The sequence below is a fragment of the Kitasatospora sp. NPDC057940 genome (assembly GCF_042887425.1).
Taxonomy (GTDB): domain Bacteria; phylum Actinomycetota; class Actinomycetes; order Streptomycetales; family Streptomycetaceae; genus Kitasatospora.
On record NZ_JBHVPH010000020.1, the window covers coordinates 142620 to 155737 of the forward strand.

Annotated in this window: 11 protein-coding genes and 1 tRNA gene; 5 read left to right on the forward strand and 7 right to left on the reverse strand. The window is 72.3% G+C overall.

Features of this window, described 5'->3' with window-relative positions; all coding sequences use genetic code 11:
- Window positions 1-1062, forward strand: a 1062-nt coding sequence (locus ACFVTF_RS27010; protein ID WP_387817038.1) for a collagen binding domain-containing protein, incomplete at its 5' end; no start/stop codon positions are given.
- Window positions 1063-1235: 173 nt separating this feature from the next.
- Here ACFVTF_RS27010 and ACFVTF_RS27015 read toward each other — a convergent pair.
- Window positions 1236-2390 carry a cystathionine gamma-synthase gene (locus ACFVTF_RS27015; protein ID WP_063348017.1) on the reverse strand — a complete coding sequence of 385 codons (1155 nt, stop codon included), beginning with the start codon at window positions 2388-2390 and terminating at the stop codon, window positions 1236-1238.
- Window positions 2391-2561: 171 nt separating this feature from the next.
- Between ACFVTF_RS27015 and msrA the strand changes: the two genes are divergently transcribed.
- On the forward strand, window positions 2562-3227 hold the full coding sequence (gene msrA, locus ACFVTF_RS27020; protein ID WP_387817039.1) for a peptide-methionine (S)-S-oxide reductase MsrA: 666 nt from the start codon (window positions 2562-2564) through the stop codon (window positions 3225-3227).
- A 79-nt stretch (window positions 3228-3306) separates the two neighbouring features.
- Here the strand turns inward: msrA and ACFVTF_RS27025 are convergent, their stop codons facing one another.
- The 3 genes from ACFVTF_RS27025 to ACFVTF_RS27035 form a co-directional block, all read right to left on the reverse strand.
- The gene (locus ACFVTF_RS27025) at window positions 3307-4602 is read right to left on the reverse strand and encodes an Ig-like domain-containing protein (RefSeq protein WP_387817040.1); all 1296 of its coding nucleotides are present in this window, start codon (window positions 4600-4602) and stop codon (window positions 3307-3309) included.
- A gap of 192 nt (window positions 4603-4794) precedes the next feature.
- Window positions 4795-5130 (reverse strand): hypothetical protein, encoded by a 336-nt coding sequence (locus ACFVTF_RS27030; protein WP_063348021.1) that lies wholly within the window; start codon window positions 5128-5130, stop codon window positions 4795-4797.
- Between the two features lie 520 nt (window positions 5131-5650).
- A complete protein-coding gene (locus tag ACFVTF_RS27035) occupies window positions 5651-7051 on the reverse strand; it encodes a cystathionine beta-synthase (RefSeq protein ID WP_350880017.1) in 1401 nt (466 codons plus the stop codon).
- Between the two features lie 255 nt (window positions 7052-7306).
- On the opposite strand from ACFVTF_RS27035, the gene ACFVTF_RS27040 reads away from it, so the two are divergent.
- From ACFVTF_RS27040 to ACFVTF_RS27050, 3 genes are all read left to right on the forward strand, one after another.
- On the forward strand, window positions 7307-8389 hold the full coding sequence (locus ACFVTF_RS27040) for an SGNH/GDSL hydrolase family protein (protein WP_387817041.1): 1083 nt from the start codon (window positions 7307-7309) through the stop codon (window positions 8387-8389).
- Window positions 8390-8451: 62 nt separating this feature from the next.
- Entirely contained in the window at window positions 8452-9672 is a 1221-nt protein-coding gene (locus ACFVTF_RS27045; RefSeq protein ID WP_063348024.1) for an acetyl-CoA C-acetyltransferase, read from the forward strand.
- 290 nt (window positions 9673-9962) lie between these two features.
- Window positions 9963-10952, forward strand: coding sequence for a hypothetical protein (locus ACFVTF_RS27050; protein WP_387817043.1), 990 nt, complete (start codon window positions 9963-9965; stop codon window positions 10950-10952).
- A 105-nt stretch (window positions 10953-11057) separates the two neighbouring features.
- Here ACFVTF_RS27050 and ACFVTF_RS27055 read toward each other — a convergent pair whose 3' ends face one another.
- The 3 genes from ACFVTF_RS27055 to ACFVTF_RS27065 all read right to left on the reverse strand — a co-directional run bounded on the left by ACFVTF_RS27055 (window position 11058) and on the right by ACFVTF_RS27065 (window position 12600).
- Window positions 11058-11426, reverse strand: a complete 369-nt coding sequence (locus ACFVTF_RS27055; RefSeq protein WP_387817044.1) for a hypothetical protein — start codon at window positions 11424-11426, stop codon at window positions 11058-11060.
- 80 nt (window positions 11427-11506) lie between these two features.
- Window positions 11507-12379: a Bax inhibitor-1/YccA family protein gene (locus ACFVTF_RS27060; RefSeq protein ID WP_387817045.1), complete on the reverse strand. Its 873-nt coding sequence runs from the start codon at window positions 12377-12379 to the stop codon at window positions 11507-11509.
- 139 nt (window positions 12380-12518) lie between these two features.
- Window positions 12519-12600, reverse strand: a tRNA-Leu gene (locus ACFVTF_RS27065).
- Window positions 12601-13118: the final 518 nt, after the last annotated feature.

The following is a 13118-nucleotide window of genomic DNA, read 5'->3' on the forward strand; positions in this document are numbered from 1 at the left end:
CACGAGACCAACGGCGTCCCCGGCCTCCAAACCACCGGAACCAACCCCGACACCCCCGTCGGCTCCCCCTGCACCACCGGAGCCAACGGCCTCTGCACCGCGAGCGGCCTCCCCCTCGGCACCTACTACTGGCAAGAAGTATCGGCACCCAACGGCTACGACCTGCCGGAACTCAACGTCACCACCGTCGTCCTCGACACCAACGGACAGAACGTCCCGATCACCGTCCAGGACACCAAGACCATCGCCCCGACCGGCTCCACCACGGTCACCAAGGTCGACTCCGCCACCGGGCAGCCTCTGGCCGGCGCGACCTTCCAGCTCTGGCACGAGACCAACGGCGTCCCCGGCCTCCAAACCACCGGAACCAACCCCGACACCGCCGTCGGCTCCCCCTGCACCACCGGAGCCAACGGCCTCTGCACCGCGAGCGGCCTCCCGCTGGGCACCTACTACTGGCAGGAGACCGCCGCTCCTCCCGGCTACGACCTGCCGAAGCCCGCGGTGACGACCGTGGTCCTCGACACCGACGGACAGAGCATCCCCGTCACCGTCCAGGACACCAAGACCACCACTCCGACCGGCTCCACCACGGTCACCAAGGTCGACTCCGCCACCGGACAGCCACTGACCGGCGCCACCTTCCAGCTCTGGCACGAGACCAACGGCGTCCCCGGCCTCCAAACCACCGGAACCAACCCCGACACCCCCGTCGGCTCCCCCTGCACCACCGGGGCGGACGGCGTCTGCTCCGCGGACAACCTTCCGTTCGGCACCTACTACTGGCAGGAGGTCTCGGCACCTCCCGGCTACGAACTGCCCCAGACCGCGGTGACCACGGTCGAACTGACCGCGGACTGCCCGTGCGTGACGATCACGGTCGAGGACAAGAAGTGCCCGCCGAAGCCGTGTCCGCGCCCCCCGCACCCGCCGCACTCATGGGCCTCGGCGGACTCGTGGACCGTGTGGGGCGGATGGAACCTCTGGGACCTGGTGCGCGGTGAGTCCGGTCCGAACGAGGACTGCACCTCCGCGTCGCCCGGCCCCTGGAAGCGCTCCTGAAGGAGCGCTCCGGCGCGAGCCCGTGAGGGCATGACGCGACGCACCCGGCCGGAGGAGCCCGCAGGGGCTCCTCCGGCCGGGTGCGTCGACAGCGCGTCAGGTGACCATCGCGGTCCCCCGCGGGCTCACCGAGGCCGGGGACCCCCAACAGGATCCGGGCCTCCGAACGCGTCCTAGCCCAGCGCCTGCTTGAGGTCGGCGAGCAGGTCGTCGATCGACTCGATGCCGACCGAGACGCGCACCAGGTCGGCGGGCACCTCCAGCGCCGAACCGGCCACCGAGGCGTGGGTCATCCGGCCCGGGTGCTCGATCAGCGACTCCACGCCGCCGAGCGACTCGCCGAGGGTGAACAGCTGCGCGCGGTTGCAGACCTCGACCGCCGCCTCCTCGCCGCCCTGGACCCGGAACGAGACCATGCCGCCGAAGGCCTTCATCTGCTTGGCGGCGATCTCGTGGCCGGGGTGCTCGGGCAGGCCCGGGTACAGCACCTGGCTGACCTTCGGGTGGCTCGCCAGCAGCTCGGCGACCTTCTCCGCGTTGGCGCTGTGCCGGTCCATCCGGACGCCCAGCGTCTTGATGCCGCGCAGCACCAGCCAGGCGTCGAACGGCCCGGAGACGGCGCCCATCGCGTTCTGGTGGTACGCCACCTCCTCGCCCAGGCTCGCGTCGGCCAGCACCAGCGCACCGCCGACCACGTCCGAGTGGCCGCCCATGTACTTGGTGGTGGAGTGCACGACCGCGTCCGCGCCGAGCGCGATCGGCTGCTGCAGGTACGGGCTGGCGAAGGTGTTGTCGACCACCAGCAGCGCGCCGGCGCCGTGCGCGACCTCGGCGAGCGCGGCGAGGTCGGTGATGCCCAGCAGCGGGTTGGACGGGGTCTCCACCCAGACCGCGCGGGTGTTGGGGCGCAGCGCGGCCCGGACGGTGGCCAGGTCCTGGGTGTTGGCGACGGAGAACTCGACGCCCCAGCGGGTCAGCACCTTGGCGAACAGCCGGAAGGTGCCGCCGTAGGCGTCGTTGGGGATCACGATGTGGTCGCCCGGCTTGAGGATGGTGCGCAGCAGGGTGTCCTCGGCGGCCAGGCCGGAGGCGAAGGCGAGGCCGCGGGCGCCGCCCTCCAGCGCCGCGAGGCACTCCTCCAGCGCGGTGCGGGTCGGGTTGGCGCTGCGGCTGTACTCGTAGCCGCCCCGCAGGCCGCCCACCCCGTCCTGCTTGTAGGTGGACACCTGGTAGATCGGCGTGACGACGGCCCCGGTCTGGGGGTCTGCTTCCTGACCCGCGTGGATGGCGAGGGTCTCGAAGCCCTGGGGAAGCTGGTGCTCGGTCATGGGTCGAGCCTAGTGGCCGTACGGCCCGGCGCCCTCCGGAACGTCCCAGCCCGCCGTGAACCGGGCCGGCTGCGAACCGGGGCCGCGGCGGAATCCTGGCGGCGCCGGAATCCGGGGGCGCCCCGCCGCGTTGAATCCTGCGCAACCCTCCCTACCCCGCAGGAGCAGGCCGTGCTGTTCAACCGCCACAAGACCTCGCTCGTTCCCGCCGACCAGGCGCTGCCCGGCCGGGAGTCGCCGGGCTTCGCGCTGCGCGAGCCGCACACCGTGCTCGGCCACCCGCTCACCGGGCCGTACCCGGACGGCCTGGAGGTGGCCGACTTCGGGCTGGGCTGCTTCTGGGGCGCCGAGCGGACGTTCTGGCGCCTGCCCGGCGTCTGGACGACGCTGGTCGGCTACCAGGGCGGCTACACCCCCCACCCGACGTACGAGGAGGTGTGCAGCGGGCTGACCGGGCACACCGAGGCGGTCCGGGTGGTGTTCGACCCCTCGGTGATCTCGTACGAGCGGCTGCTGAAGACCTTCTGGGAGGCGCACGACCCGACCCAGGGCAACCGCCAGGGCAACGACGTCGGCAGCCAGTACCGCTCCGCCGTCTACACCCACTCCCCCGCCCAGGCCGCCGCCGCGGCCGCCGCCCGGGACGCCTTCCAGCCGGCCCTGACCGCGCTCGGCTACGGTCCGATCACCACCGAGATCGCCCCCGCGGGCCCGTTCTACCCGGCCGAGCCGTACCACCAGCAGTACCTGTCCGACGCCAAGAACCCGAACGGCTACTGCGGCCTCGGCGGCACCGGCGCCTCCTGCCCGATCGGCGTGGCCCGCACGCAGGGCTGACCGTCCGTGACCGTTCCGGCGGGCCGGCCACCCGAGGTGACCGCCCGCCGGTCGGGGCGCCGACCGGCGGCTCCCGGCGTCAGACCGCGCTGCCGGCCTTCCAGGCGGCCCAGCCGAGGTTCCAGCCGTTCAGGCCGTTGTCCGGCGCGACCGTCTTGTCACCGGAGTTCGTGACCTCGACGACGTCGCCGACCATGGAGCTCTTGTAGAACTTGTAGCCGTCCGTGCTGCCGTCCTGCGCGCCCTTGGCGTCCTGGAGGCCGATGCAGCCGTGACTGGTGTTCTGGCCGCCGAAGATCGACGACGAGGACCAGTAGTTGCCGTGGATGAAGGTGCCCGAGGTGGTGAGTCGCTGGGCGTGCGGCACGTCGGCGATGTCGTACTCGCTGCCGAGGTTGACGGTCTGCGAGTTCATCCGGGTCTGCTGGAACTGCTCGGAGATCACCATCTTGCCGCCCCAGGTGCGGTGCTCGGGCGACCCGCCGGAGATCTTGTAGACGGCGCTGACCTGGCCGTCGGTGGTGACGGTGAGCTTCTTGGCCCCGAGGTCGGCGACGCTGGTCTGGGCGCGGCCGATGGTGAAGCGGACGTCCTTGGACTGGGTGCCGTAGACGCCCTTGGCGCCCTCGACGTCCTTGAGCCGGAGCTTGAGGGTGACCTTGGTGCCCTTGGCCCAGTACTCCTGCGGCCGGAAGTCGAGGCGGGTGCTGGAGAACCAGTGCCCGACGATCTCGACGCCCGGCTCGGCTATCACGGTGATCGCCTGCTGGACGGCCTTGCGGTCGGTGATCGGCTTGCTGAAGGTGATCGAGACGGGCATGCCGACGCCGACGACCGAGCCGTCCTCGGGCGTGAAGTAGCCGACGAAGGTGTTGGCCGGGGTGGCCGTGGTGAAGGTGGCGTTGGCGTCCGCCTCCAGCTTGTCCTTGTCGACGGCGGTGGCGGCCACGGTGTACTTGGTGCCGCTGGCGGGGGCGGCGGCCGAGGTCCAGCTGGCGCCGTCGGAGGCGAGCTGGCCGGCCAGCTCCTTGCCCGTGGAGTCGGTGACCTTGACGGTGCCCAGGGTGCCGTTGCTGACGGTGACCGTGACCGGCTCGCTGAAGCTGGCGGAGGCGGCACCGTCCGCAGGAGTGACGGTGATGACGGCGGTCGAGGTCTTCGGCGCGCTGCTGGTCCCGCCGGAGCCGCTGCCGGCGCCGGGGGTTCCGCCGGAGCCGCCCGAACCGCCCGAGCCGCCCGAGCCGTTGGCGTCGGCGCTCTTGGTGTCGTTGCAGGCCGCGAGCAGCAGGACCGGCGCCCCGATCAGGCCCGCGAGCACTCCGCGCCGGCTCCAGTTGCCTCCGCCTGCCCGCCCCTGACCGTCCCGTGCCGTCACGTCGCGTCTCCCTGCTGATCATCCCGGGCATTTACGGATACAGAAACGCAATCCGCCCGTGCACGGTTCCACCTCCGAAGGGTAAGCGATCGTATGAGATGACCCAACTTCCCGGTGAACAGGGAAAAAACGCCCGGCCTGCGGGGCAGACCGGGCGTTCACGAGCGGTGACGAGCAGGCGGGACGAGGCCGCTACTCGGCGGACTCGTCCACCACGTACTCGTCCCACCCCTCGTTCTCGGGGTCGAACTCGGTCTGCGCCGACTCCCAGGTCGCCGAGGCCAGCTCGACACCCGGCACGTCGCCGAGCAGCGCCACCGGGTCGATGAAGTGGGCGAGCGAACCCGACGGGTCCACCTCGATGGCGTCGACGGACTGGGCGCGCTCGTCGTCGTCGAGGTACTCGTCCTCGGTCACCTGCTTCAGGGCGGCCGCCTTGAGCGCGCCCTCGTCGGTGATCTCCGCGATGAGCTCGATCTTGAGCCGGACGTAGCGCGGCTCGTCCTGGGTGGTTTCAGTGCTGGTCATGCGTGTGAGCGTACGGGAAGGGCCGGTCCCTCGGAGAAGGACCGGCCCTGCCGTTCTCCGCCTCGGTTCCCCCACCCGGGAACCGCGGAGACGCGCCGTGCGGCGCGCGGTGCCGCGGGAGCCGCCGCACCCTGTCGACCGGCCTCAGCCGGGCAGGGGCGGGACGACGGCGCCTCCCGCGGAGGCCCCTCTCCCCCGTTGCCGGGTCGGAGGGCGGACGCGGCGGGCCGGGTCAGGACCGCCCGACGTGTCCGGAGCCGACCGCGTCCGCCGGGGAGCCGCTCCCGGACGGTTGCCGTCGTCTCGCTCGGCGTCTCGCCGTTGACCACCACGATGCCGGACCGTTGTTAACCGCGTGCTGCGGGCAGGTGACGCCGGTGTACCACTTCGCCCGTGGGCGAACCGCGGGCAAAACGTGGACGAAACCTCGGCCGCCCCGCCGACCGGAGCCGGTGACGGGGTCGGGCCGGTCAGGACCGGTCAGGACCGGTCAGGACCGGTCAGGACCGGGGCCGACGGGTCAGTGCGCGGCGCGGCCGGCGAGGAAGCCCAGCAGGTCCTGGCGGGTGACGATGCCCTGCGGCTTGCCCTCCACCAGCACCACCGCGGCGTCGGCCTTCTCCAGCACGGTCATCAGGTTGGTGACCGTCTCGCCCGCACCGACGACCGGCAGCGGCTTGGACATCACCCGGTCCAGCGTGTCGGTCAGCTCGATCTCCTTCGCGAAGACGCCCTCCAGCAGCAGCTTCTCCGCCACCGAGCCGATCACCTCGCCGGCCATGATGTCCGGGTGCCCGGCACCCGGGGAGACCACCGGCATCTGCGAGACGCCGTACTCGCGCAGCACCCGGACCGCCTCGGCGACCGTCTCGTTCGGGTGCATGTGGACGAACTGCGGGATGCCCTCGTGCTCGATGGCGTCCTTGCGGGCCAGCACCTCGCCGATGTGCGCCTCGTCGGTGGCCGAGGGCAGGAAGCCGTAGTCGGCCATCCAGTCGTCGTTGAAGATCTTGGACAGGTAGCCGCGGCCGCCGTCCGGCAGCAGCACCACCACGACGTCGTCCGGGCCCAGGCCCTTGGCCACCTCCAGCGCGGCCACCACGGCCATGCCGCAGGAGCCGCCGACCAGCAGGCCCTCCTCCTTGGCCAGACGGCGGGTCATCTGGAAGGAGTCCTTGTCGGAGACGGCGACGATGCCGTCGGCGACGTCACGGTCGTAGGCGGTCGGCCAGAAGTCCTCACCCACGCCCTCGACCAGGTACGGCCGGCCGGTGCCGCCCGAGTAGACCGAGCCCTCCGGGTCGGCGCCGATCACCTTGACCTTGCCGCCCGAGACCTCCTTCAGGTAGTTGCCGGTGCCGGAGATGGTGCCGCCGGTGCCGACGCCCGCCACGAAGTGGGTGATCCGGCCCTCGGTCTGCTCCCACAGCTCCGGACCGGTGGAGTGGTAGTGCGAGGCCGGGTTGTCCGGGTTGGAGTACTGGTCCGGCTTCCAGGCGTTCGGGGTCTCCCGGACGAGCCGGTCGGAGACGTTGTAGTACGAGTCCGGGTGCTCGGGGGCCACGGCGGTGGGACAGACGACCACCTCGGCGCCGTACGCGCGCAGGGTGTTGATCTTGTCGGTGGACACCTTGTCCGGACAGACGAAGATGCACTTGTAGCCCTTCTGCTGGGCCACGATCGCCAGGCCGACGCCGGTGTTGCCGGAGGTCGGCTCGACGATGGTGCCGCCCGGCTTCAGGGCGCCCGAGGCCTCGGCGGCCTCGATCATGCGCATCGCGATGCGGTCCTTCACCGAACCGCCGGGGTTGAAGTACTCGACCTTCGCCAGCACTGTCGCGCTGATGCCCTCGGTGACCTTGTTCAGCTTGACCAGCGGCGTGTTGCCGACGAGGTCGATGATCGAGTTGTGGTACCGCACGGGGGTCCTCCCGGTAGTGGGCATGCGAGTGCTTTCGGTACTGCAAAGCCTAGGCCGTGCCGCCCGCCCCAGCCCGCCCTTCCGCCCCACCCGCCCCTCACCCCGCCGCGGCCCCGCACGGCGGCCCCCCACCCGCCCTCCTCCCCCAATGGCCCAGCCCCGCAGGTAGCCCCGGCCCCCGCGCGGGTAGGAGGGGGGTGCAGGCATCGCCATGGCCCCGGAGGGGGCGGCACGAGGACGCGAAGGGGGCATCGGATGCCAGGGGCACAGGACTCGCGGGCCCGGGTGGCCCGCCGGATCGCCACCGCGGCGGCGTACGGCGGCGGCGGGCTCGGCCTGCTGGGCGTGGGCCTGGTGGGCGTGCTGCTCACCGAGAGCAAGCTGGCGATCCAGGCCATCGGCGTGCTGGAGGGCGATCCGCCCAAGGCCGACGGCGTCTACGGCGAGGCCTTCGCCGACAGCTCCGCCGCCACGCAGCCGCCGCTGGTGCTGGCCGTCCTCGGTGACTCCACCGGCGCCGGCCTCGGTGTGCTGCGGGCCCGGGAGACCCCGGGCGCGCTGCTGGCCGCGGGCCTGGCCTCGGTCGCCGAACGCCCGGTCCGGCTGGTCAACGTGGCCCGCACCGGCGGCCGTTCCGCCCACCTCTCGGGCCAGCTGGAGCAGGCGCTGCCGCACCACCCGGACGTCGCCGTGCTCATGATCGGCGCCAACGACGTGACCCGGCACAGCCCGGCCCAGCTGGCCGTCCGCCAGCTCGGCGAGGCGGTCGCGGCGCTGCGGGCGAACGGCTGCGAGGTGGTGGTCGGCACCTGCCCGGACCTCGGGACGATCAAGCCGGTGCGCCCGCCGCTGCGCTGGGTGGCCCGCCGGCTGAGCCGGCAGCTGGCGGCAGCGCAGACCATCGCGGTCGTGGAGGCCGGCGGCCGGACGGTCTCGCTGGGCTCGCTGCTGGGCCCGGAGTTCGCGGCGCGCCCGGAGATGTTCGCCGCCGACCGCTACCACCCGTCCGCCCAGGGCTACGCGACGGCCGCGATGGCCGTGCTGCCCTCGGTGTGCGCCGCGCTCGGCCTCTGGCCGGAGGAGGAGCGCCCGGCCGCACCCGTGCCGGGCGGGACGGTGCTGCCGGTGGCGATGGCCGCCGCCGCCGCGGCCGGGCGTTCGGGCACCGAGGTCGCGGCCGTCGAGGCGGAGGGCGCCGGCCGCCGCTGGGCGTTGCTGCGCCACCGGCTGCGGGTCGGGCTGCCCGGCTCGTGGGCGCCCGAGGAGGCCAGGGAAGGAGCCGTTCCAGAGGCCGGCGACACGTCGGCCAGCTCACACGCCGGGACGGGTGACGCCTGATCTACCAGGCGGTAACTTTCCTCCCGGACGCCAGTCCGCCGTCACCCAGCGAGGAGCCCGCCATGCCCGAAGCCGTCATCGTCAGCGCCACCCGTTCGCCGATCGGCCGGGCCTTCAAGGGGTCGCTCAAGGACGTCCGCCCCGACGACCTGACCGCCCACGTCATCCAGGCCGCCCTGGCCAAGGTCCCGCAGCTCGACCCGCGCGAGATCGACGACCTGATGCTCGGCTGCGGCCTGCCCGGCGGCGAGCAGGGCCACAACCTGGCCCGCATCGTGGCCGTCCAGATGGGCATGGACTACCTGCCCGGCGCCACCATCACCCGCTACTGCTCGTCCTCGCTGCAGACCACGCGGATGGCACTGCACGCGATCAGGGCCGGCGAGGGCGACGTCTTCCTCTCGGCCGGCGTGGAGACCGTCTCGCGCAGCGTGAACGGGACCTCGGACGGCATGCCGGGCACCACGAACCCGGTCTTCGACGAGGCCCAGGCCCGCACCGCCAAGCGCGCCGAGGAGGGCGGCGGGGAGTGGCACGACCCGCGCGAGGACGGCCTGCTGCCGGACGCCTACATCGCGATGGGCCAGACCGCCGAGAACCTGGCCGCGCTCAAGGGGATCACCCGCGCCGAGCAGGACGAGTTCGGCGTCCGCTCGCAGAACCTCGCCGAGGCCGCCATCAAGGCCGGCTTCTGGGAGCGCGAGATCACCCCGGTGACGCTCCCGGACGGCACCGTGGTGAGCAAGGACGACGGCCCGCGCGCCGGCGTCACGCTGGAGGGCGTCTCCGGCCTGAAGCCGGTGTTCCGGCCGGACGGCACCGTGACCGCCGGTAACTGCTGCCCGCTGAACGACGGCGCCGCCGCGCTGGTCATCATGTCCGACACCAAGGCCCGGGAGCTGGGCATCACCCCGCTCGCCCGGGTGGTCTCCACCGGCGTCAGCGCGCTCTCCCCCGAGATCATGGGCTACGGCCCGGTCGAGGCCTCCCGGCAGGCGCTGCGGCGGGCCGGCCTGACCATCGACGACATCGACCTGGTCGAGATCAACGAGGCCTTCGCCGCCCAGGTGATCCCGTCCTACCGGGATCTCGGCATCGACCTGGACAAGCTGAACGTCAACGGCGGCGCGATCGCCGTCGGCCACCCGTTCGGCATGACCGGCGCCCGGATCACCACCACCCTGATCAACTCCCTGCAGTGGCACGACAAGCAGTTCGGTCTGGAGACCATGTGCGTCGGCGGCGGCCAGGGCATGGCGATGGTGATCGAGCGCCTCAGCTGACCCGCCGGGCCACCCCGAAAGGGTCTGGACCACCCGTTTGGAGTGACCGTGAGTAATTGAGGGCCGGATCACATCGCGAGGTCGATCCGGCCCTCTTTTCGCTCGTTTTCGGCTCGGAAATCGACACTGCGGAGCGGATCAACTCCACTGCGTAGAACGGTGTTACCTAACAATTTGGGGACAAGAGCGAAAGTCCCCCACAAATTAGACATTCGCCACTGCGGCAACAGCCCCGGATGCGGCAGTGTGGACACGTAACCCCGTTCCACTCCTCGCTAGGAGTACGTTCCGTGAGCGCCGTCTACACCATCCTGCTGCTGATCCTGATCACCGTGTCGACCGCCGTGCTGCTCCGCCTCCGGGGACTCTCCCGCCGGCTGGACGCGCAGGCCGCGGCCCAGGCCGCACCCGTCCCGGTGGACCAGGCCGCGATACGCCAGGCCGTCACCGAGGCACTCGCCGCCGACCGCGAGCGGGAGATCACCGAGGCCCGGGCGTTCTGGGCCGAGCAGGAGGCCCGCGCGGCCGAGGACGCGCCACTGTTCGACTCCCCGTACACCGGCCCGTTCGCCAGCACCGACGAGTGGCCGCTGTTCTTCCCCCGCCCCACCGGCCCGCAGGACGCCGTCGACAACGCCGGCACCATGGACCCGGAGTTCGGCGAGGCGCTGCGCTCCGCGCTGGAGGACCTGATCAACGAGGGTCCCGCCGAGCCCGGGCCCGAGGGCGGCTCGTCGCCGTTCCCCGGCCAGGGCGCCGGCACCTCCTCCGCCGGCACCTCCTCCGCTGCCTCCGGCTCCGCTGCCTCCGGCTCCGCCGAGCCCACCGGGGACGCCCGCGCCCGCCGCGAGGCCGACCTGCTGGCCACCGGCCTGGAGGCCGGGCTGCTGGACGCCGACCAGGCCGTCGAGGACGCCCCGGTCGCCGCGCCCGACCCGCGCCGCCACCCCTCCCACCCCGACTTCGTGCCCAGCCAGGCGCCGTCCCGCGAGTGGACCGACACCCGGCTGGCCACCCTCGCCGACGAGGCCGTCGCCCTGATCGACGTCCGCCCGGGCCCGCTGGGCACCCTGGACGTGTACGCCTTCGCCGACGGCACCACGCTCTGCGTGGCCCCGGGCGACCGGGAGGCCGCCTACCGGCTGATCGACGCGGTCCGTGCCGGTGAGCACGTCCGGCTGCTCGGCGGCTCGCGCTTCTCCGGCTCGTACTCGCTGACCTTCTCCACCGACGAGGAGGCCGTCTACGTCCTCGCCGACCGGGTGGTCGCCAGCATCTGACGCCGCCCCAGCAGCGCGGCAGCACCGCACACACGGCGCAGCACGCCGAAGGCCGGCCGGGTCAAGGGGTTACCGACCCGGCCGGCCTTCGGCGTGTCCGGACGTCTATCGGCAGAGCGCCGCCGTCTCCCGCACCGCGGCCAGCGCCCCGGCGAGCACCTCCGCGGCCGCCACCGGCCCGCCCGGCAGGGCGACCGCGTCGCCCTCCGACAGCGCCGCCAGCGCGGCCGCCAGGTCGTGCCCGGCGACGGCCAGTTGGTCCCCCGCCGCGAAGGCCCCGGCGTCCGGGAACTCCCGCTCCGGCCCGCCCTCCGCCGCCAGCGCCAGTTCGGCCAGCCGCCGGGCCAGCGCCAGCACGGCCCCCGCCCGGGACTCGTACCCGGGCACGGCGCCCAGCAGTTTGCTCTGCGGCAGCGAGCGGAAACGATCCGCCAAGGAGTCGACGGCTTCGACCAGGAGCTGTACGTCATGCATGACAGGGAGCCTAAACGCCGCCGGGCCCCCGGAGCGTTTCGCTCCGGGGGCCCGGCGGCAGTGGTACGGCGGGAACGCGGTTAGTCGTCGCCGCGCAGGATCGCGATCAGGCGCAGCATCTCCATGTAGATCCAGACCAGCGACAGGGTCAGCCCGAAGGCGGCCCGCCAGGACTCGCGCTGCGGCGCGCCCTGGGCGATGGCCTCCTCGACCGCCGCGAAGTCCAGCGACAGGAAGAACGCGCCCAGGGCGATGCCGACCAGGCCGACCACGATGCCCAGCGGGCCCGAGCGCAGGCCCATGTCGGCGCCGAACGCCATCGCGACCATGTTGACCAGCATCAGCAGCACGAAGCCGATGGCGATCGCGATGCCGATCCGCTGGTAGCGCGCGGTGACCCGGATCCTGCCGCTCTTGTAGGCGAACAGCATCGCCGCGAAGACCGCCGCCGTACCCAGCACCGCCTGGAGCACGATGCCGTTCAGCACGGTGTTGAAGACGTGTGAGACGGCACCGAGCGCGAAGCCCTGGAGCGCCGCGTAGGTCAGGATCAGCGGCGGGCTGACACTGCGCTTGAAGGCGATGACCAGGTAGACGACGAAGGCGACGATCGAGGCGCCGGCGGCGTAGCCGTAGTTCTCGAACGGCAGCGCGAACCAGGCCACCGCACCGCCGGCGACCAGGGTCAGCAGCGTCATGGCCGTGCGCGCGACCACGTCGTCGAGCGTCATCCGCCCGGTGGCGGCGGGGCCGGCCGACGGACCGTTGTACATCTCGTACAGCTGCTCGTCGGTCATCGGGCCCTGCGCCTGGGGCTGCTGGGCGTAAGGGGTCCCCGCGTAGGGGTTGTTGCCGTACTGGCCCCCGGCCTGCGTGGTGGTACCGAACCCCGCGTAGCCGGGCTCGCGGGTGAAGGACCCCTCCCGCGAGAAGACCGGGTTGCTGCTTCTCATTGCACATTCCCTCCGTGGCGGCACTGCACCGCCCAGCCACCAGGGTAATGGCTTGGCAAAAATATCGGGATACGCCGCGAGGAGGATCACTGATCGACTCCCGGCGGGGACGCCGTCGGCGCCCCCGCGAGTCGAGCGGTGCCCGGAGCCGGACTCGAACCGGCACGGCCTCGCGGCCAAGCAGTTTTAAGCTGCCCGTGTCTGCGTTCCACCATCCGGGCGTCCTGAGGACGGACCCCTCCATCGGCCGGAGAAGAAGCGCTCCACCCCCGGTGCGGGCCACCCCAGAGCCTAGTCGCCCGGCTCACCCTTTCGCATGTTCCCAGCCAGGGAAGTTGTCATGTTTCCTTGCGATCTGACGAACAGTCCGCAATTCGGCCACGAAGTGCATGAGTTCCGGCCACCGCCCGGCGCTCAGGGTCGGCGTCATACCCCAGGAGGAGGGCGTCACCTGGCCGTACGCCCAGCGGTGGTCAGGCCAACCGTCCGGCGGAGCGACGAGAACTCATGATCACGCGGCGGAGCATGGAGGTACGGCCGGGCGCCCCTGGCGGCCCGGCCGTCCAGGCGCCCAGCGCGTCTCCCGCAGCCCGCGACCACCAAGGAGCACCCCCGTGACCACGTCGACCGCAACCGCCGTCCGGACCGGCCTGGCGGCCGCCCGCGCCACCGGCCTCAACAAGGTCTACGGGGACGGGGAGACCCGCGTCGTGGCCCTCGACAACGTCAGCGTCGACTT